Source organism: Dyella thailandensis (genome assembly GCF_050749815.1).
Lineage (GTDB): Bacteria > Pseudomonadota > Gammaproteobacteria > Xanthomonadales > Rhodanobacteraceae > Dyella_A.
Genome location: NZ_CP192735.1, coordinates 1,862,106 through 1,880,870 on the forward strand (window position 1 = coordinate 1,862,106; position 18,765 = coordinate 1,880,870).

Consider the following 18,765-nt stretch of genomic DNA (forward strand, 5'->3'; position numbering starts at 1 on the left):
AGCTGTGCCAAGCCAGCCAAGGTGTAGCCATGCGCATCGGCATCGTCAGCGAAACCTATCCTCCGGAAATCAACGGCGTCGCACTGACCGTGCACAGCCTGGCTGCCGGACTCGCCGCGCAGGGGCACACGGTGGAAGTGATCCGCCCGCGCCAGCCGGTGCCGTTCGTCGACGAGCCCGGCATGCTGCCGGTGGAAACCCGCGGCGCGGCCCTCCCCCGCTACCCGGGCCTGCGTTTCGGCCTGCCTAGTGGCCGCATGCTGCGCAAGCGCTGGAACCGCTTACGGCCGGACGCCATCTACGTGGCCACGGAAGGCCCACTAGGGTGGTCGGCGATGCGCGCCGCGCAGCATCTGGGCATCCCCGCGGCTACCGGCTTCCACACGCGCTTCGACACTTACGCCGCGCACTACGGCGTGGGCTTTCTCACCGAGGCGGTGCGCGGCTACCTGCGCCGCTTCCACAACCGCGGCGGCGCCACCCTCGTGCCCACCGAGGCGCTCAAGCGCGAGCTCGGGGCGCTGGGCGTGGTCAACGCCCGCATCCTGCGCCGCGCGGTGGACACCGAGCAGTTCCATCCTCGCCATCGCGATGCCGAGCTGCGTCAGCAGTGGGGCGTCGGTGGACACGCGCCGGTGGTGCTCTACGTCGGCCGCATCGCTGCCGAGAAGAATCTCGACCTGGCGGTGCGTGCGTTCCGCGCAGTGCAGCAGCGCTCGCCCGATGCCCGCTATGTCTGGGTCGGCGACGGCCCGGCCCGGGCGGCGCTGCAGGCGGCGAACCCGGACTTCATCTTCGCCGGCATGCAACGCGGCGAATCGCTGGCGCGGCACGTGGCGAGCGCGGACGTATTCCCTTTCCCCAGCCTCAGCGAGACCTTCGGCAACGTGATCCTCGAGGCGCTCGCCGCGGGGCTGCCGGTGGTGGCGTATCGCGAAGGCGCGGCGCGCGAGCACATGGAGCACGGCAGCAACGGCTACGTGCTCGAGCCCGGCGACGAGGCGGGCTTCATCGACGCCACCGTGACGCTGGCCGGCAATCCCAGCCTGATCCGTCACATGGGTCGCGCCGCGCATGCCAGCGTCGCGGCGCTGTCGCCGGAGTCGGTGATCCGCGATTTCGAATCCCTGCTGATCCAGCTCGCCCGGGAGAGCCACCATGTCCAGCCTGCCGCCGCTCGCGCCCACGCCTGAGTTGACCGGCCCGCGCTTCGCGATCGACCGCCGCATGTGCGTGGCGGCCAATCGCTGGGGCGCGCGTCGTGCCGTAGGCATCTTCTTCGGCGCCGTAAGCCGGCTGGGCGACGGCGTGTTCTGGTATGCGCTGATGCTGGCGCTGGTGCTGTTCGACGGCCGGCGCGGCGTGCTCGCCGCCGCCCATATGGCGCTCACCGGCCTCACCGCACTGGCGCTGTATCGGCTGCTCAAGCGCTGGACGAAACGGCCGCGGCCGTTCCGCGTATGCGCGGGGGTGATCGCCCACGTGCCGCCGCTGGACGAATTCAGCTTTCCCTCCGGGCACACGCTGCAGGCGGTGGGCTTCACCGTGGTGGCGCTGGCCTGGTATCCGCTGCTGGCGCCGCTGCTGCTCAGCTTCACCGCGCTGGTGGCTGCATCGCGCGTGGTGCTGGGCCTGCACTATCCGAGCGATGTCCTGGCCGCCATCGGCATCGGCAGCGCACTGGGCTCGCTGGCGCTGTGGCTGATGCCGATCGCGGCGATGGTTGCCTGAGCAGTTTCTGCGCACGCCGTGTGGATGTGTTGTGCGATCAGCACGATAGAGCACCTATCCACAGGCTTCTCCCATCGCGTTCCACAGAAGCTGTGGAAAACCTGCGCGCCACTGCTCAGGAAATGATCGACGCGTAGCAAGTCACTGAGCGCAAAGCCGCAAAGGCGGCTTGTCCACAGGGTTCTCCGCAGGCCATGCACATGGGCTGTGGACAACGCCATGCCACAAATGACGAAGCCGCCGCATCGTGCGATGCGACGGCTTCGTGGAGTCCATCCGCGCTGGGCGATCAGGCGGCGCGAGGCGCCTTCATCAGCAGACCGAGCACGTCGGCGAGCTTGTCGCGCATCTCGCGGCGGTCGACGATCATGTCGATCGCGCCATGCTCGAGCAGGAATTCCGCGCGCTGGAAACCTTCCGGCAGCGTCTCGCGCACGGTCTGCTCGATCACGCGCGGGCCGGCAAAGCCGATCAGCGCCTTGGGCTCACCCACATTGATGTCGCCAAGCATTGCCAGGCTGGCCGAGACGCCGCCGGTGGTCGGGTTGGTCATCACGCTGATGTACGGCACGCCGGCATCGCGCATGCGCGCCAGCGCGGCCGAAGTCTTGGCCATCTGCATCAGTGAGAACAGCGACTCCTGCATGCGCGCACCGCCGGTGGCGGAGAAGCACACCAGCGCGCTGCGGTCGGCCAGCGCCTTTTCGGCGGCACGGGCGAACTTCTCGCCGACCACCGAGCCCATCGAGCCGCCCATGTAGGCGAACTCGAATGCCGCGGCCATCAACGGCCGGCCCTTGAGCTTGCCGCTCATGGTGACCAGCGCGTCCTTTTCGCCGGTGGATTTCTGCGCGGCCACGACACGATCGCGGTACTTTTTCGAGTCGCGGAACTTCAGCGGATCGGTGGGCTCGAGGTTGGCCCACAACTCCTGCGTGCTGCTTTCGTCGAACAGCGAGGCGAGCCGGTCGCGCGCGCTGATGTAGTGGTGATGGCCGCACTTGGGGCAGACCATCAGGTTGCGCTCCAGCTCCGGGCGATACAGCACCGCACCGCAGCCACTGCACTTCTCCCACACGCCCTCGGGCACTTTGCCTTTGCCGGCGGCCGCGCCCTGCGTGCGCACGCGCGGAGTCATGATCTTCTGCAGCCAGTTCATCGCAACACCTCAACCGTTTCCTGACCCGAAACGGTCAGGCGACCGTTTCAGTGTGCATCGAGTGCGGCGCGGATAGGGCCCAGGAAATCCTTCACCCGGACGGCGATTTCGTCCGCCTGTCCCGCTCCGTCCAGCCGCTCCACCAGCGCGCTGCCGATCACCACCGCATCGGCGAACGCGGCAATCTCCTTCGCGCTCTGCGCATCGCGCACGCCGAAGCCGACCGCCACCGGCGCCTTGGCGTGGGCCCGGATATCGGCCACGCGGGCGGCGATATCGCGAGTGCTCAAACGACCCGCGCCGGTGATGCCGGCAAACGACACATAGTACAGGAAGCCCTCGGCGTTCTCGCACAGCTGCGCCATACGCGAGGGTGCGGTGGTGGGCGCCGCGAGGCGGATCAGTTGCAGCCCCGCGGCGCGCAAAGGCTCCAGCACGGCGGCTTCTTCCAGCGGGCAATCCACCAGCAGCACGCCATCCACACCGGCGGACTTCGCTTCGGCCGCAAAGCGCGCATAGCCATGGATTTCCACCGGGTTGAGGTAACCCATCAGCACCACCGGCGTGTCGACATTTCGCTGGCGAAATTCGGCGACCCAGCGCAGCACGTCAGCCAGGCCCACGCCCTTGGCGATCGCTCGCTCGCTGGCGTGCTGGATCACCGGGCCGTCGGCCATCGGGTCGGAAAACGGCACGCCGAGTTCGATCACATCGGCACCGGCGTCGACCAGCGCATGCATCAGCGCCACGGTGTGCTCCGGTGCGGGATCGCCGGCGGTGACGAACGGAATCAGGCCGGTACGGCCGGCGGATTTTAGCGAAGCGAAGCGTTGGTCGATGCGGGACATGAGAGCCAGAAGTGAGTGAAGAGGAGTGAGGCGTGAGAGGTGGCAAGTTCGGGAGATTCGAGTGACCTGGAGCGAAGTGGCTTCTCTCTCACTCCTCTCCACTCACTCCTGCTTTCACACCGTGACGCCCTCACGCGCGGCGATGGTGTGCACGTCCTTGTCGCCGCGGCCGGAGAGGTTGCACAGCACCAGCCCATCTTTTGGAAGCTCGCGCGCGAGCTTCATGGCCTGCGCCACCGCATGGCTGGACTCCAGCGCGGGCAGGATGCCCTCCATCCGCGCCAGCAGGTGGAATGCCTCCATCGCCTCGGCGTCGGTGACGCCCACGTACTCGGCGCGGCCGGCGTCCTTGAGGAAGGCGTGCTCGGGACCGACGCCGGGGTAGTCGAGGCCGGCGGAGATCGAATGGGTCTCGGCGATCTGGCCGTTGTCGTCGCACAACACGTAGGTGCGGTTGCCGTGCAGCACGCCGGGACGCCCGGCCGCCAGCGAGGCCGCATGCAGGCCGCTGCCGATGCCCTCACCCGCCGCCTCAGCGCCGACGATGCGCACGTCGCGGTCATTGAGGAATTCGTGGAACAGGCCGATCGCATTGGAGCCGCCGCCGACGCAGGCGGTGATGGCGTCCGGCAGCCGGCCGTATTCGTTGAGCATCTGCGCGCGTGCCTCGCGACCGACGATGGCGTTGAAGTCGCGCACCATCATCGGGTACGGGTGCGGGCCGGCCACGGTGCCGATGATGTAGAAGGTGTCGGCCACGTTGGTGACCCAGTCGCGCATCGCTTCGTTCAGCGCGTCCTTCAGCGTCTTCGAGCCGGAGATCACCGGCACCACCTCGGCGCCAAGCAGCTTCATGCGGTAGACGTTGATCTTCTGCCGCTCGATGTCGGTGGCGCCCATGTACACCACGCACTTCAGCCCCAGCCGCGCGGCCACCGTGGCGCTGGCCACGCCGTGCTGGCCGGCGCCGGTCTCGGCGATGATGCGCGGCTTGCCCATGCGCTTGGCGACCAGGCCCTGGCCGATGGTGTTGTTGATCTTGTGCGCGCCGGTGTGGTTCAGGTCCTCGCGCTTGAGGATGATGCGCGCGCCGCCCCAGTGCGTTGACAGCCGCTCGGCGTGATACAGCGGGCTGGGCCGGCCGACGTAGTGGGTGAGGTCGCGGTCCAGCTCGGCGAGGAACTCCGGATCGGTGCGCAGGCGCTCGTACGCCTCGGTCAGCTCGGCTAGCGGCGCCATCAAGGTCTCGGCCACGTACTGGCCGCCGAACTGCCCGAAGCGGCCGTGCGGATCGGGCCAGGCGTGGAAGTCGGTGACGGTGGGGGTGGCGAGCGGTGCGGGCGTGGCCATGGTGGGTGTCCTGTGCGAAAAACTGCAATCGGGCCGGCATGTCATGCCGACTGAATCGCCAGCATAAGCTGATGGCATCGCGATAAAAAGCGAGAAGTTCTCACCGACATGTGAGTAAATGTCACATATGACCGAACGCGACCTGCCCCCGCTCAACGCCCTGCGCGCCTTCGAGGCCACCGCCCGCCTGCAGAGCGTGAGCCGCGCGGCCGAAGCCCTGCACGTGACCCACGGCGCGGTCAGCCGGCAGATCCGGCAACTGGAAGAGGCACTCGGCCGTCCGCTGTTCGCCCGGCAAGGCCGCGGCCTGGTGCTCACCGAGGTCGGCGATCGGCTGCGTGAAGCAGCCAGCGGCGCCTTCGACGGCCTGCGCGACGCCTGGGCCGCGCTGCGTCAGCCGTCGAGCGCTCCGTTCGTGCTCGGCTGTCCGGCCAGCGTGCTGGCGCGCTGGATGATTCCGCGGCTGGACCGGCTGGCGCACGACCTGCCCGGCCTGACCCTGCACCTGTCCGCGCAGGAAGCACCGCCGTCGCCGGACTTGCGTGGGCTGGACGCAGCCCTGCTGATCGGCGCGCCGCCGTGGCCGGCCGGCTGGCAGGTGATGCCGCTGGCGCCGGAACGAATCGGCCCGGTGCTGAGCCCCCGCTACGCCGGCGCCACGCGACTGGCGCGGGCGCCGGCCGCCGCACTGCTGGACGAGCCGCTGCTGCACACCGCCTCGCGTCCGCAGGCCTGGAGCGACTGGTCGCGCGCGGCGGGCCTTGTCGCCGCGCCGCGCGCGACCGGCCAGGGCTTCGAACACCTGTATTACCTGCTGGAAGCGGCACTAGCCGGACTGGGCGTGGCGATCGCGCCGCAGCCGCTGGTCGCCGACGACCTCGCCGCCGGCCGGCTGATCGCGCCGTGGGGATTCGTCACCACCGAATCGCAGTGGGTGTTGGCCACGCCGGCGCGGGCGAATGAGGAGCGCGGCACCGGGCTGGCCCGATGGCTGGCCGGCGAGCTGCGCGAGGCGCCCGCTACAGGTAACGCCTGATCGTCTCGCGCAGCGCAGCCGCCTGCTCAGGCGTGAGTTCACCCAGCGCACCGCGGCGCCCGGCCGGGATGTGTTCGCCCGGATCGGCGTCGCCGAACGCGTAGTGATCCAGCAGGGTGCGCCAGCCGGCGCGCTCGGCCGGACTCAGACGACGAAACGCCAGGATCGCGTGCAGCAACGCGCCCAGCGCCGTGCCGGTGGCGGCGCCGCCGACTGGCACCGGCTTCCACCAGTAGTTCACCAGCGCGTTGAGCCGACCGAGCGAGGCCACGTGGTGCCACCACAGCGGCGGAATGTAGATCGCATCGCCCGGCTCCAGCTCGGCCACCTGGGCCTGGGCCAATGCCTCGCGCAGGCGCGGAAAGCGCGGGTCGTCAGGACGGTCGAGCCGGGCCAGGCTGATCGCCGCGCCGGTGGGCGCGAAGTCCAGCGGACCGATGTAGAGATTACCCACCTGTTCGGGCGGGAACAGCGTGAAGCGCCGGCGCCCCGCGGCCACGCAGGCGATGTTGTGGTACTCGTCGAAGTGCGCCGGCGTGGTCACCCGGTTGCCGATCCACAGCCGCGGGGCGATCGCCGGATCGAGCAGCGGCAGCGGGTGATTGGCGAGGAACCCCGGCAGGCAGTCAGCGACCGGCGCGCTCTGGATCGCCACACCGTGCGGCCGCTCCTGCCTTGCCTCATGCGCGATGCGGCGCAATCCCTCGGTCACGGTCACGCGGAAGTGGTCGTAGTTGAAGCCGCTGAGATCGGCGTTGTAGCCGACGCAGCCGTCTTCCTGCGGAGCCATTACGAGGGTGTCGACCTCGCCGCCGGCGTCGAGCGCGGCGAGGCCGCGGGCGAGGGCGGTATCGGACTCGCGCGCCCACTCCACCGCCGGCCAGTGCGCGGCGAGGCCGCGCAGCACCAGCGGCGAACCGCGCGCGACCAGCGCGGCCATGTCGGGCAGCGGGTCGGACGGGCGAAGCTCCTCGATGGGCTGGCTCATCCGATCAGCTCCACTCAAGCCCGATCGGCGGCGCGCACCGCCGCGATGAAATCGGCCATGCGCTCTGGATCCTTGATCCCGGGCGAGGCCTCGATGCCGCTGGCTACATCCACCGCCCACGGTCGTGCCGCGCGAATCGCTTCGCCCACATTGCCGGCGTGCAGGCCCCCGGCCAACAGCAGCGGTTGCGCCAAGTCGGTCGGCATCAGGGACCAGTCGAAGGCCTTGCCGCTGCCGCCGGGTTCGCCCAGACCGTGGCCATCAAGCAGAAGACCCACTGCACGCGGATACTCGCGCAGGCGCGGCAGGGCGGCGGCGCCCTCGCCCATCGCGACCGCCTTCAGATACGGCCGGCCGAATTGCGCGCACCACGCGTCGCTCTCCGCGCCGTGGAACTGCAGCAGGTCCGGCTGCACCTGCTCGTTCACCGAGCGCACGGTCTCGACGCTGTCGTCCATCAGCAGCGCCACCGTGGTCACGAACGGCGGCATCGCGGCGACGATCGCCCGCGCCTGCGCCAGATCCACCCGACGCTTGCTGCGCGCGGTGATCACCACGCCGATCGCGTCGGCGCCGAGCTCGGCGGCCAGCCGCGCGTCCTCGACGCGGGTCATGCCGCAACACTTGATGCGGGTGCGGCTCACTGGCTCACCTCCGGCGGCAGGCCCCAGTGCGCCTCGTAGCGCGGGCCGATGAACGTGAGGCCGGACGATGGCGCGGTCGGCCCGGCGACCTCACGGTTGCGGCCGGCCAGCAGCTCGCCCATCCACGCCACCGGTTGCTCACCGCGGCCGATCGGCAGCAGCGAACCGACGATGTTGCGCACCATGTGGTGCAGGAAGGCATTGGCCTCGATCTCCACGACCACCTGCTCGCCCTCGCGCCGCACCGAGACCGCGATCACTTCGCGGCGCGCGTGGGCGGCCTGGCAGGCGATCGCGCGAAAAGCGGTGAAGTCGTGCTCGCCGACCAGCGCCTGCGCCGCGGTGTGCATGCGCGCGGCATCGAGCGGATGGCGTTCCCAGGTCACGTAACGCGCGTCCAGCGCCGCCCGCACCGGGCGATTGAGGATGCGGTAGCAGTAGCGGCGACTGCGTGCGGAAAAGCGCGCGTGAAAATCCTCGGGCACCGGCTGCGCCCACAGCACCGCGACCGACGTGGGCAGGTTGGAGCAGGCGCCGAGCACCCAGCCGCGCGGGTCGCGCTCAACCTCGGTATCGAAATGCACCACCTGACAGCGCCCGTGCACGCCGGCATCGGTGCGCCCGGCGCAGGTCACGTCGATCGGCTGCGCAGCGACGAAAGAGAGGGCTTTTTCCAGCGCGCCCTGCACACTGTCGCGGTGGCTCAGACGCTGCCAGCCGGAGAAGTCGGTGCCGTCGTATTCGATGCCCAGGGCAATGCGCATGAAGGGATGCAGGTGGGTTCAGGACGGCGGCAGAGCATAGCAGCCGGCACAAAAAACCCGGGCCGGCACAGGGCCGGCCCGGGTTCGGGTCACGCATGAGGAGCGATCAGGCGATGCCGTCAAGCAGGCGACGCGCGGTATCGCGCTGCGGCTGGCTGCCCTCGGCCAGCACTTCTTCCAGCATGGCGCGGGCGCCATCGGCGTCGCCCATGTCCAGATAGGCGCGGGCCAGGTCGAGCTTGGTATCGATCGGATCGTCGCTGAACTCGGTCGGCTCGTAGTCCATGCCGCTGATCCCCTGATCCCAGGCGGGGATGTCGCCACCGGCCTCAGCCGGCGCCGGCGAGGCGTCGTCAAACGCATCGTGGGCGTCCGCATCGGCGGTGAACGCCGGTTCCGGCTCCCCGTGCAGCTCGGCCGCGGCTTCGGCCTCGGCCTCGGCCTTGCGGGCAGCTTCCTGGCGCGGGGTCAGATTGAAGTCGAAATGGTACTCGCTGATCTTCGACGGGCCGGTCGGCATCGGCGGCGGCACCGGGGCCAACACCGTCGCATCGGCGTCGTGGTCGTCCAGGTTGAACCCGCCCAGCGGCGCACGCTCGGCTTCGGGCACCGAGGTATCGACACCAGCGAACAGCGGGTGACCGGGAACCAGGTCTTCGCCCATCGCCGCCACATCCTGCCACTCGGACTGCTGCGGGTCGGAGATGTGGGCGTACATCGCCTCGGCGGCCGCCTCGAAATGCTCCACGTCGCGGCGGTGGTAGTAGAGGCTAACCAATTCCAGGTGCAGGCTGATGTCGTCCGGATGCTCGGCGAGCTGGTCGAGCAGCTCGTCCTGGTCCGGATCGGCCTCGCCATCGCCCAGCGGCGGAACCGCACCGAAGCGGTCGGCGAGCGACGAGTTGGAGGCCTTCGCTGGCGCCTTGTTGCGACGACCGCGCAGAGCCACCAGCAGCAGCAACACCACGGCGGCAGCGCCCGCGCCCCACGCCCAGGTCTGCATATACCAAGGCTCCTCGGCCGAGGCCGGTGCCGGCTTTGCGGGCGCTGGCTTGGCGGCCGCGGGCTTCGCTGCAGCGGGCTTGGCCGCGGTCGGCTGGCTGGCCGCCACCGGTGCGGACGCCGTGGTGGGCGACGCCGAGGAGGCAAGGGCCGGCACGCTGGCGGCAGACGCCATCGAAGCGGCGGCGGTTGAGGCGGTTGCCGGTGCCGCCTTCGCGGCCACCGATCCACTGGAGGCCGGGGTCGATGCTGGAGCCACTGCCGCCGCCGGAGTGGCGGCGGTTTCGCCGGCCGGCGCGCCCTTGCGGGCCTCGGCCAGCTTGCGCTGCAGCTCGGCGATCTCGCTGTCCTTCAGCGACAGCAGGCGCTCGTTCTTGCTGTTGATGTCCTCCAGGTCCTTCAGCCGCGAGCGCAACTCGGCGCCCTGCTGCTGCAGCGTGGCCAGGCTTTCCTGGCTGCGCTGCAGGTCGCGGCGTACGTCCGCAGAACCCTTGCCGGCACCGGATGCGGCGTTCTTTGCGCCTTCACCCGAAGGCAGCAATTGCAGATGGTCGTCGCGCTTGGACGCCGGCGCGGTGGGTGAACTGGACGCCGTGGCGCGGGTGGCCGAGTCGGCCACATTGGTGGGGGTACCGACCGCACCGGCACGCCAGTCGCTGTTCTGGCGGCGGACTTCTTCCAGTGCCGCGGCCACCGTCATGGCGCGAGCCTCTTCAGCCGTTGGCACGCGCAGCACCGCACCGCTCTTGAGGGCGTTGATGTTGTCGCGATAGAACGCGCCGGGATTGGACTGCTTCAGCGCCAGCAGGGTCTGGCTGAGATCCACGCCTGCCGGCTTGACCTGCTGGGCGATAGCCGACAGGGTCTGGCCTTTCTGCACGGTGATGCTCGAGCCGGGAGCGGTCGCCTCACTCGCGGCGGCAGCCGGCGCTGCAGCCGGTCGCGGTGCCGCCGCCGATGCCGCCGCCGATGCCGGCGCCGTGCGGCGCGGGGCCGCCGCAGCCGGGGCGGGCGGCGGGGCCGGCGCGGCGCCAGGCGGGTCGAGCAGAATGGTGTACTCGCGCACGCTCTTGCCGGCGGCGTTATCCACCTGCACGAGCAGATCGAGGTAGGGGTCGTTGATTGCATCGGTGCTGGTGATCCGGATCAGCTTGGTTCCGCCCGGCCCGTTCACGATGGCGAAGCTGAGTGGCACCCGGGTACGTCCCTCGGTGATGCCGGCCCGCACGAAATCCTCGTCCGACGCGAGGCGCGCGCTGAGATTGCGCAGATCCGCCGGGCTTTCGGGGGTCACCGGGATCTCGGCGACAAGCGGCTGACCCAGGGCGGACTTGACCCGAATCTGGCCCAGCTCCAGCGCGACTGTCTGGCTGCTCCCCAGTGCCAAAGCCAGCAGCATGGACAGTTTCAACGAACGATTCATCGTATTTCCCCCGGACGACCCGTGACGCTCCCCGACCCGCCGCAAACGCGGCGGCATCCCGAATAACGCGCCACTTTAGTTAGATGCCCGCCAATCAACAATAGGCGTGGCGAATACTTGCACGATATTGCTGCGCCCGCTTCTCACCGGCGCAAACCACGTCACTGCCCCTGTTTTTTTACCCCCGTGTCGGCCTGCATGACCTGCAGTTGCCGGCGCAGTTGCTCCAGCTTGCGGTCCTGCTCACGCAGCCGCTGGTTTGCCTCGCGGCTGCGGCGCTCCTGCGCGGCCACATCGTGCTGCAGGCGGCTCACCTCGGTGCTGCTGCGCTTGACCGACTGCTGCAGCAACGCCGGATCGCGATCCGGCGTCACCGTCGCGGGCGTGGACTCGCCACGGGCGGCGGCGGCGGCCGCCCCCGTGGAAATCATCAGCCCGAACAGGGCCGTCAGCAGGGGCCTGCGCAGCATGGGGGCACCTTCAGAGATAGTCCTCGATCAGCAGCTCGGCAATCTGCACCGCATTGAGCGCGGCGCCCTTGCGGATGTTGTCGGCCACGATCCACAGGTCCAGGCCGCGCTCGTGCGAGATGTCTTCGCGGATGCGGCCGACGAACACCGGGTCCTTGCCAGCGGCGTCGCCGACCGGGGTCGGGTAGCCACCGGCCTTGCGCTCATCCATCACCACCACGCCCGGCGCCTGTTCCAGCAGCGCGCGCGCCTGCTCGGCGGTGATCTTGTCGCGCGTTTCCACGTGCACCGCCTCGGCGTGGCCGTAGAACACCGGCACGCGCACGGCGGTGGGATTCACCGCGATCGAGGCGTCCTCGAGGATCTTGCGCGTCTCCCACACCATCTTCATCTCTTCCTTGGTGTAGCCGTTGGGCTGGAAGTCATCGATGTGCGGAATGACGTTGAAGGCGATCTGCTTGGGGAACTTCGCCGGCTCGGCGTCCTGGAAGTTGAGCAGCGCGGCGGTCTGCCGGCCCAGCTCCTCCATACCGGAACGGCCGGCGCCGGAGACCGACTGGTAGGTCGCCACGTTGATCCGCTCGATGCCCACCGCCCGGTGGATCGGCGCCAGCGCCACCAGCATCTGCATGGTCGAGCAGTTCGGGTTGGCAATGATGCCGCGCACGGTGTAGTCGGCGATGGCGTGCGGGTTCACTTCGCTCACCACCAGCGGGATGTCGTCCTGGTAGCGGTACTCGGAGGTGTTGTCGATCACCACCGCGCCGGCTGCCGCCGCGCGCGGCGCATGCTCGCGGCTCACCGAGCCGCCGGCGGAAAAGAATGCGATGTCCACACCAGTGAAGTCGTAGTCGGCGAGGTTCTGCACGGTGACTTTCTTGCCGGCGAACTCCACCTGGCCACCAGCGGAGCGCTCGCTCGCCAGCGGCACCAGCTCGCTCACCGGGAAATCGCGCTCGGCCAGGATCGACAGCAGGGTCTCACCCACCGCGCCGGTCGCACCGACCATTGCCACCTTGTAGCTGCTCTTCTTGCTCATGATCCGTCTGTCTGTCAGGAAAATCGGAAAGGGCCGCCAGGCCATTGCCGTTCCCGCATCCGCGGGAATCTAGCCGGGGCGGAGCGCAACACAAACCTGCGAACCGCGCGATCGTGATTGCGATCACGCTTTACCGAGAACGCCTCGCGCGGCGAGCACCTGCGGATTGATCGGCGCGGGCGGACGGCCCGCGTCCGGCCCCACGCCCAGGCCCGCCAGCACATTGTCGACCGCCAGCTGCGCCATGTTGCGGCGGGTATCGGCGCTGGCGCTGCCCAGATGCGGGCTGAGCACCACCTGCTCCAGCGCCAGCAACGCCGGATGCACCACCGGCTCATCCTCATAAACGTCCAGCCCAGCGGCGGCCAGGTGCCCGGTGGCCAGCGAGGCCGCCAGTGCCGCCTCGTCCACCAACCCGCCCCGCGCGATGTTCACCAGCACACTGCCGCGCTTCATCTGCGCCAGCTCGGCGGCACCAATCACGTGATGGTTCTGCGGCGTGTACGGCAAGACCAGCACCAGATGATCGGACTCGCGCAGCAGCGCGGCCTTGTCCACCCAGCGGGCGGCGCACTGGCGCTCGACGACCTCGGGCAGGCGCGTGCGGTTGTGGTACAGCACGCGCATGTCGAAACCGCTGGCACGACGCGCCACCGCCTGGCCGATGCGACCCATGCCGAGGATGCCCAGCGTCTTGCCGTGCAGATCCACGCCCAGCCAGTCGTCAAACCGCATGGCGCCGGTCCACTGGCCGGCGCGCAGCCAGCGCTCGGCCGCGCCGACGCGCCGGGCCGCAGCCAGCAGCAGCGCCCATGCGTAGTCGGCGGTGGTTTCGTTGAGCACGTCCGGGGTATTGCAGGCGAGCACGCCGGCGCGGGTGAGCGCGTCGATATCCAGATTGTTGTAGCCCACCGCCAGGTTCGCGATCACCCGCAGCCGAGGATTGCCCGCCAGGGTGGTCGCATCGACGCGATCGGAGAGGCCGATGATCGCCGCATCCACGCCAGCCAGCCGCTCGCGCAACTGCTCGGGCGAATGCACGCGCTCGATCGCCTCGGCGTGCAGCTCGACATGCTGCTCCAGCCGCGCCAGCGCCTCGGGAAACAGGGGCCGCGACACCCACACTTTGTACCGCTTGGTCATTCCAGTTCCTGCAGGGAGGGACGAGCGCGGGCCGATCAGGGAATCAGCGGCTGCACCGGCCCGACGTCGCCACACTGCGCGCGATGGCGCAAGGCGTGATCCATCAGCACCAGCGCCAGCATCGCCTCGACGATCGGCGTGGCGCGGATGCCGACGCAGGGGTCATGCCGGCCCTTGGTGACCACCTCGACCGCCTCGCCCGCGACATTCACGCTGTCTCCGGGCACGAGGATGCTGGACGTGGGCTTGAACGCCACCGAGACCGTCACCGGTTGCCCGGAGCTGATTCCACCGAGAATGCCACCGGCATGATTGGACGTAAAGCCGTCCAAATGCATTTCATCGCGATGCTGCGTGCCGCGCTGGGCGATCGCAGCGAAGCCGTCGCCGATCTCCACGCCCTTGACTGCGTTGATCGACATCATCGCGGCGGCGAGGTCGCCGTCGAGCTTGCCGTAGATCGGCTCGCCCCAACCCGGCGGCACGCCCTCAGCGATCGCGTTGACGCGCGCGCCCACCGAATCGCCCGATTTGCGCAGCGCATCCATGTACCGCTCCAGCTCAGGTACCTGGCCGGCATGGGGCCAGAAAAATGGATTCTGCTCGACCGCCTCGACGTCGAACGCCGCCGGCACGATCTCGCCGAGCTGGGCCAGGTAGCCGCGCACCCGCACGCCATGACGTTCGGCCAGCCACTTTTTGGCGATGACGCCGGCGGCCACGCGCATGGTGGTTTCGCGCGCCGACGAGCGACCGCCGCCGCGCGGATCGCGGATACCGTACTTGTGCCAGTAGGTGTAATCGGCGTGGCCCGGGCGGAAGGTCTGCGCGATGTCGCCGTAGTCCTTGCTGCGCTGGTCGGTATTGCGGATCAGCAGTGCGATCGGCGTGCCGGTGGTGCGCCCTTCGTAGACGCCCGAAAGGATCTCGATCGCGTCGTCCTCGCGCCGCTGGGAGGTGTGCCGGGTGCGGCCGGTGGCCCGGCGCTGCAGGTCCTGCCTAAAATCTTCAGCGGCGATGGCCAGGCCGGGCGGGCAGCCGTCGATCACACAGCCGATGGCCGGGCCGTGGCTTTCGCCGAAGGTGGTGACGGTGAAAAGCTTGCCGAAGGAGTTGCTGGACACGGACGCTACCGCTTGAGAAAGAGAGTGCCGACGCCGGATCAGCCGGCGTCATGCTGCACTGCATCTTGCCACAGCCGCTGGCGGCGGCCGCGCCGCGTTCGCTCAGCGGCGGGCCTGTGCCGCCGCGCGGATCGCCTTGGCGTGCTCGACCAGATCGCGGCGCTCCAGCGCGAACACGCCCATCGCGCCGACCTTGAACTCGATCCACACGAACGGCACCTCCGGCAGCAGCGCGTTGAGTGCTCGCTCGCTCTCGCCCACCTCGACGATCAGCAGACCATCCTCGGTGAGGTAATCGGCGGCCTCGTCGAGCATGCGCAGGCACAGGTCCAGACCGTCCTCGCCCGAGGTGAGGCCCAGCTTGGGCTCGTGCCGGTATTCGCCCGGCATGGCAGCGTACTCGTCTTCGGTGACGTAGGGCGGGTTGGACACGATCAGGTCGTAGCGACGCCCTTGCACGCCGGCAAACAGGTCGGACTCGATCGCCTCGACCCGGTCTTCCACGTGCTGGAACACGATGTTCTCGCGCGCCAGCGACAGCGCCTCGGGGCTGATGTCGACGATGTCGACCTGCCAGTCCGGGTTGTACTCGGCCATGGCGATGCCGATGCAGCCCGAGCCGGTGCACACGTCCAGCGCGCGCTCCACGTGGCGATGGTCCAGCCACGGCGCAAAGCCCGACTCGATCAGTTCGGCGATCGGCGAACGCGGCACCAGCGCGCGGCGGTCGCTCTTGAACTTCAGCCCGGCAAACCAGGTTTCGCCCACCAGGTAGGCCACCGGAACGCGCTCGCTGACGCGGCGCTCGATCAGCCCCAGCACGCGTCCGCGCTCGTCGGCCACCAGCTTGCCCGTGCCGTAGGCTGGCGGCAGATCCGGCGGCAGATGCAGCGCGGCGAGCACCAGGTGGGTGGCCTCGTCGATCGGGTTGTCGTGGCTGTGGCCGAAGGTCAGCCCGGCCGCCGAAAAGCGGCTGGCGCCGTAGCGGATGAAGTCGATGATGGTGGACAGTTCGGCGGTCACGGCACATTCCGGGCGGCATTGGCGAGCCGGCCATTATAGGCGCCCGGCCTCTATACTGGCCGGATGACTTTCAAGGTATTCCTGCAATACATCCTGCCGCACCGCGCGCTGTCGCGCCTGGTGTACTGGGCCACCCGCTGGACCTTCCGCCCGTGGAAGAACTGGCTGATCGGCACCATCGTGCGCAACTACCAGGTCGACATGGCCGAGGCGGCGCAGCCGGATCCGGACGCCTACGAACACTTCAATGCCTTCTTCACCCGCGCATTGAAGCCGGGCGCGCGCGTCCCGGATGCCGACCCTGCCGCCCTGCTGTGCCCGGCCGACGGGCGCATCAGCCAGGCTGGCGACATCGTCGACGGACGGATCTTCCAGGCCAAGGGGCAGTCGTTCACCGCGGCCGAGCTCCTGGGCGACGAGGCCGCGGCAGCGCCGTTCCGCGACGGCCGCTTCGTCACGGTGTACCTGTCGCCCCGCGACTATCACCGCGTACACATGCCGCTGGCCGGCACGCTGCGCGAGACGGTGCACGTGCCGGGGCGCATCTTCAGCGTGGCGCCGTTCGCGGTGGAGGCGATCCCGCGCCTGTTCGCCCGCAACGAGCGCCTCGTCTGCCACTTCGACGGCGAGCACGGGCCGTTCGCGGTGGTGCTGGTGGGAGCGATCCTGGTGTCGTCGGTCTCCACTGTGTGGGACGGGCTGGTGATTCCGCCCTACGCGCCCGGCATCCGTCGCAAGTCGTTCGCCGACCGCGACATCCAGCTGGAACGCTTTGCGGAGATGGGCCGCTTCAACATGGGCTCCACCGTGATCGTGCTGCTGCCGCCGGGGAGCGCCGCGCTCGACCCACTGGTGCCGCAGCAGGCGGTGAAAGTCGGCCAGCGCCTCGGGAAAAAGTGACGCACTGCGTCACCTTGGGCGGCCAGCAACTGTCGCCCGAGGGCATCTTGTGACGCCGTAGGTGCAAATGTGCCCAAGGCTCGGGTAAGCTCCGGTTCAGCGCCAGAACCGCGCTGCCCTTTCGAGCCCGAGAACGCCATGCGCCTGCTGACCCAGCTCATCGCCATCAACCGTGCCCGCCAGCTCAGCCGCCAGCTGCGTGAGATCCAGCGCAGCATCGACGCCCTGTCGCGTCAGAACCGCACCCGGTTGAGCACGCTGACCCTGCGTGAGATCGGGCAGGCGACCCGCTGCGACTTCCCGCACCTGTACGGCACGCCGCCGGAAGAGCGCTACCTGCCGTGGGGCCAGGGCACCGAGATCGGCTACACCCGCGCGCGGTCGGAAAATGTGGAAGTGGCGATCCGCGGCATCGCGCTGTGGTTGGCCGTGACTTATCACGAGACTAAGGACGCCCGTCAGGGCGGACTACAGACCGTCTATCGCCAGCTCATGCGATTGCTGCGCGAACTGAAAGAAACCCGCCGCGAGGGCGACACCAGCGAAAGCTGGATGAACGTCTCGGCCGCCGCCTGATTCACCGCCCCCCCGGGGGCTGGCCTGCCGCCGAAGACCTTCCGTCAGATCAGCGGCACTCGGGCACCGTCAGCACCTGCCCCACCCGGATCTGATGCCGGGTCAGATGATTCGCCTCCGCCACCTCGCGCACGCTGGAACAGCGCAGCTTGTGCACGATGCTGATCAAGGTATCTCCCGCCCGGACCCGATAGCGGCGCGCACGCTTGGATGAGACCGCTGGCGCCGGCGCCGGTGCGACCGCCACCGGCTTGGGCACCACCGCGTTGTGCAGATCCGCCGCCAGAATCGGCCACGGCCCATCGACGCAGCGCGACGCGTACGACGCCTCCAGCGCCTTGGGCAGGTACACCGTGGTTCCCACCGGCTGCTGCGCCTCCGGATCGAACCGCGGGTTGAGGTTGCGCAGCGTGCGGAACCAGCCCTCCGGCATGTCGCCGGCATTGCCCAGGCAGACGGTGAGCTCGGAGATCGAGGCGGAGCGCTTGAGCACGACCTGCCCCGGCTGGCCGTCGATCTTCGGGAATCGCAGGTTGTAGCTCTGCGGATGCAGGAACAGCCACGCCGCGGCCAGCACGGCCGGGACGTAGTCGCGGGTTTCCTGCGACAGCTCGTCGTACACCGATGGATCGTAGAAGCTCACGCCGGGGCGGTCGCCAGCCAGCCGGCGCATGCGCCCTTCGCCGCCGTTGTAGGCCGCCAGGGTGAGTTCGAGATTGTTGTTGAACACGCGCAACTGCTCGTTGAGGTATTGCGCGTTGGCGCGCGCCGCCTCGGCCGGGTCGAAGCGCGTATCGAAGCCGCTGTCGCTGCTCAGACCAAAACGCACGCCGGTGGCATACATGAACTGCAGTGGCCCGGCCGCGCCGGAACGCGAAACCGCATGCACCTTGCCGCCGGATTCCTTGGCCAGGATGCCGAACAGCACGGCTTCGGGCAGATCGGCCTTCTGGTATTGCGGCCACATCTCGTGGCGCAGGTACTGGTAGTTCACCCAGGCGTCCATCAGGTTGGGCCGCCACTGGGTCAGCCACATCTCCAGCGCCGCCTTCACCGGGCCGTTCATGGCGATGAGTTCGGACAGCTTCTGTCCGTGCAGCAGGGTCACGCTGCGCTGCGCCTGGGGCAATCCGGCCGCGCCACCCGCTGCGCCGTCCGGCGAGGTGGATTCGCCGGCCGTTTCCAGCCCCTCGTCGCCGATCGCGCTGCCGTCCTTGAGTCGCAGCAGCCGATCGAATACCGAATAAAAACGCTGTGGCTCGCAGCCCGGCGTGCTGTCGCACTGGGCCGACGCCTTCTTCAACTGGTCGAGCGCGGCAACCAAGGTTTTCTGCGATGCCTGATCGTCACCTTCGCGCGCCTGCCGCAGAGCGTTCTCGTAGCCCTTGCTGGCCGCGTCGAGCTGGCCATACAGGGCATTGAGCGAGGGCGATGCGGGCGCCTTGCCGGGGGCGCTGGCACATCCGGCCAGCAGGGTGACGACAGCGAGGGAAAGCGAACGGTACAGCGGCAAACGCACGGACATGAGGTACTTCGGCAAGGACG

General features: G+C 69.0%; 18 protein-coding genes. 5 read left to right on the plus strand and 13 right to left on the minus strand.

Annotated features, from left to right (window positions below; translation table 11 throughout):
* The first annotated feature begins 29 nt into the window (after positions 1–29).
* A complete protein-coding gene (locus ACQVBX_RS08685; RefSeq protein WP_431637963.1) occupies positions 30–1,193 on the plus strand; it encodes a glycosyltransferase family 4 protein in 1,164 nt (387 codons plus the stop codon).
* The gene (locus ACQVBX_RS08690) at positions 1,159–1,731 is read left to right on the plus strand and encodes a phosphatase PAP2 family protein (RefSeq protein WP_431637964.1); all 573 of its coding nucleotides are present in this window, start codon (positions 1,159–1,161) and stop codon (positions 1,729–1,731) included. Before ACQVBX_RS08685 ends, ACQVBX_RS08690 begins: the two co-directional genes overlap by 35 nt.
* A 289-nt stretch (positions 1,732–2,020) precedes the next feature.
* Here ACQVBX_RS08690 and accD read toward each other — a convergent pair whose 3' ends face one another.
* From accD to trpB, 3 genes are all read right to left on the minus strand, one after another.
* Positions 2,021–2,890, minus strand: coding sequence for an acetyl-CoA carboxylase, carboxyltransferase subunit beta (accD, locus tag ACQVBX_RS08695; protein ID WP_431637965.1), 870 nt, complete (start codon positions 2,888–2,890; stop codon positions 2,021–2,023).
* 47 nt (positions 2,891–2,937) lie between these two features.
* Positions 2,938–3,738, minus strand: a complete 801-nt coding sequence (gene trpA / locus ACQVBX_RS08700; RefSeq protein WP_431637966.1) for a tryptophan synthase subunit alpha — start codon at positions 3,736–3,738, stop codon at positions 2,938–2,940.
* Positions 3,739–3,852: 114 nt separating this feature from the next.
* Positions 3,853–5,088, minus strand: a complete 1,236-nt coding sequence (gene trpB / locus ACQVBX_RS08705; protein ID WP_431637967.1) for a tryptophan synthase subunit beta — start codon at positions 5,086–5,088, stop codon at positions 3,853–3,855.
* Positions 5,089–5,215: 127 nt separating this feature from the next.
* On the opposite strand from trpB, the gene ACQVBX_RS08710 reads away from it, so the two are divergent.
* The gene (locus ACQVBX_RS08710) at positions 5,216–6,124 is read left to right on the plus strand and encodes a LysR family transcriptional regulator (protein WP_431638143.1); all 909 of its coding nucleotides are present in this window, start codon (positions 5,216–5,218) and stop codon (positions 6,122–6,124) included.
* Here the strand turns inward: ACQVBX_RS08710 and ACQVBX_RS08715 are convergent.
* The 9 genes from ACQVBX_RS08715 to prmB form a co-directional block, all read right to left on the minus strand.
* Entirely contained in the window at positions 6,108–7,112 is a 1,005-nt protein-coding gene (locus ACQVBX_RS08715; protein WP_431637968.1) for a cupin-like domain-containing protein, read from the minus strand. The genes ACQVBX_RS08710 and ACQVBX_RS08715 overlap by 17 nt on opposite strands.
* Before the next feature lie 14 nt (positions 7,113–7,126).
* Positions 7,127–7,756, minus strand: a complete 630-nt coding sequence (locus tag ACQVBX_RS08720) for a phosphoribosylanthranilate isomerase (RefSeq protein WP_431637969.1) — start codon at positions 7,754–7,756, stop codon at positions 7,127–7,129.
* Complete coding sequence (gene truA, locus ACQVBX_RS08725; RefSeq protein WP_431637970.1) at positions 7,753–8,520, minus strand: tRNA pseudouridine(38-40) synthase TruA; 768 nt, start codon at positions 8,518–8,520, stop codon at positions 7,753–7,755. The genes ACQVBX_RS08720 and truA overlap by 4 nt, the downstream gene beginning before the upstream one ends.
* A gap of 106 nt (positions 8,521–8,626) precedes the next feature.
* Complete coding sequence (locus ACQVBX_RS08730) at positions 8,627–10,945, minus strand: FimV/HubP family polar landmark protein (protein ID WP_431637971.1); 2,319 nt, start codon at positions 10,943–10,945, stop codon at positions 8,627–8,629.
* 161 nt (positions 10,946–11,106) lie between these two features.
* Complete coding sequence (locus tag ACQVBX_RS08735; RefSeq protein ID WP_431637972.1) at positions 11,107–11,415, minus strand: hypothetical protein; 309 nt, start codon at positions 11,413–11,415, stop codon at positions 11,107–11,109.
* A 10-nt stretch (positions 11,416–11,425) separates the two neighbouring features.
* Positions 11,426–12,454, minus strand: coding sequence for an aspartate-semialdehyde dehydrogenase (locus tag ACQVBX_RS08740; protein ID WP_431637973.1), 1,029 nt, complete (start codon positions 12,452–12,454; stop codon positions 11,426–11,428).
* Positions 12,455–12,577: 123 nt separating this feature from the next.
* On the minus strand, positions 12,578–13,597 hold the full coding sequence (locus ACQVBX_RS08745) for a 2-hydroxyacid dehydrogenase (RefSeq protein ID WP_431637974.1): 1,020 nt from the start codon (positions 13,595–13,597) through the stop codon (positions 12,578–12,580).
* A gap of 35 nt (positions 13,598–13,632) precedes the next feature.
* Complete coding sequence (aroC, locus tag ACQVBX_RS08750) at positions 13,633–14,721, minus strand: chorismate synthase (RefSeq protein ID WP_431637975.1); 1,089 nt, start codon at positions 14,719–14,721, stop codon at positions 13,633–13,635.
* Positions 14,722–14,823: 102 nt separating this feature from the next.
* Entirely contained in the window at positions 14,824–15,744 is a 921-nt protein-coding gene (gene prmB, locus ACQVBX_RS08755) for a 50S ribosomal protein L3 N(5)-glutamine methyltransferase (protein WP_431637976.1), read from the minus strand.
* A 63-nt stretch (positions 15,745–15,807) separates the two neighbouring features.
* On the opposite strand from prmB, the gene asd reads away from it, so the two are divergent.
* Both asd and ACQVBX_RS08765 read left to right on the plus strand, forming a co-directional pair.
* On the plus strand, positions 15,808–16,644 hold the full coding sequence (asd, locus tag ACQVBX_RS08760) for an archaetidylserine decarboxylase (RefSeq protein ID WP_431637977.1): 837 nt from the start codon (positions 15,808–15,810) through the stop codon (positions 16,642–16,644).
* 138 nt (positions 16,645–16,782) lie between these two features.
* The gene (locus ACQVBX_RS08765; RefSeq protein WP_431637979.1) at positions 16,783–17,220 is read left to right on the plus strand and encodes a hypothetical protein; all 438 of its coding nucleotides are present in this window, start codon (positions 16,783–16,785) and stop codon (positions 17,218–17,220) included.
* A gap of 49 nt (positions 17,221–17,269) precedes the next feature.
* Here the strand turns inward: ACQVBX_RS08765 and ACQVBX_RS08770 are convergent, their stop codons facing one another.
* Complete coding sequence (locus ACQVBX_RS08770) at positions 17,270–18,745, minus strand: transglycosylase SLT domain-containing protein (protein ID WP_431637980.1); 1,476 nt, start codon at positions 18,743–18,745, stop codon at positions 17,270–17,272.
* Positions 18,746–18,765: the final 20 nt, after the last annotated feature.

What these genes read in the sequence shown, in the direction of transcription:
- ACQVBX_RS08685 (WP_431637963.1), top strand. Translation starts at nt 30, where the DNA reads ATGCGCATCGGCATCGTCAGCGAAACCTATCCTCCGGAAATCAACGGC.
- ACQVBX_RS08690 (WP_431637964.1), top strand. Translation starts at nt 1,159, where the DNA reads ATGTCCAGCCTGCCGCCGCTCGCGCCCACGCCTGAGTTGACCGGCCCG.
- accD (WP_431637965.1), bottom strand. Translation starts at nt 2,890, where the DNA reads ATGAACTGGCTGCAGAAGATCATGACTCCGCGCGTGCGCACGCAGGGC.
- trpA (WP_431637966.1), bottom strand. Translation starts at nt 3,738, where the DNA reads ATGTCCCGCATCGACCAACGCTTCGCTTCGCTAAAATCCGCCGGCCGT.
- trpB (WP_431637967.1), bottom strand. Translation starts at nt 5,088, where the DNA reads ATGGCCACGCCCGCACCGCTCGCCACCCCCACCGTCACCGACTTCCAC.
- ACQVBX_RS08710 (WP_431638143.1), top strand. Translation starts at nt 5,216, where the DNA reads ATGACCGAACGCGACCTGCCCCCGCTCAACGCCCTGCGCGCCTTCGAG.
- ACQVBX_RS08715 (WP_431637968.1), bottom strand. Translation starts at nt 7,112, where the DNA reads ATGAGCCAGCCCATCGAGGAGCTTCGCCCGTCCGACCCGCTGCCCGAC.
- truA (WP_431637970.1), bottom strand. Translation starts at nt 8,520, where the DNA reads ATGCGCATTGCCCTGGGCATCGAATACGACGGCACCGACTTCTCCGGC.
- ACQVBX_RS08730 (WP_431637971.1), bottom strand. Translation starts at nt 10,945, where the DNA reads ATGAATCGTTCGTTGAAACTGTCCATGCTGCTGGCTTTGGCACTGGGG.
- ACQVBX_RS08735 (WP_431637972.1), bottom strand. Translation starts at nt 11,415, where the DNA reads ATGCTGCGCAGGCCCCTGCTGACGGCCCTGTTCGGGCTGATGATTTCC.
- ACQVBX_RS08740 (WP_431637973.1), bottom strand. Translation starts at nt 12,454, where the DNA reads ATGAGCAAGAAGAGCAGCTACAAGGTGGCAATGGTCGGTGCGACCGGC.
- ACQVBX_RS08745 (WP_431637974.1), bottom strand. Translation starts at nt 13,597, where the DNA reads ATGACCAAGCGGTACAAAGTGTGGGTGTCGCGGCCCCTGTTTCCCGAG.
- asd (WP_431637977.1), top strand. Translation starts at nt 15,808, where the DNA reads ATGACTTTCAAGGTATTCCTGCAATACATCCTGCCGCACCGCGCGCTG.
- ACQVBX_RS08765 (WP_431637979.1), top strand. Translation starts at nt 16,783, where the DNA reads ATGCGCCTGCTGACCCAGCTCATCGCCATCAACCGTGCCCGCCAGCTC.
- ACQVBX_RS08770 (WP_431637980.1), bottom strand. Translation starts at nt 18,745, where the DNA reads ATGTCCGTGCGTTTGCCGCTGTACCGTTCGCTTTCCCTCGCTGTCGTC.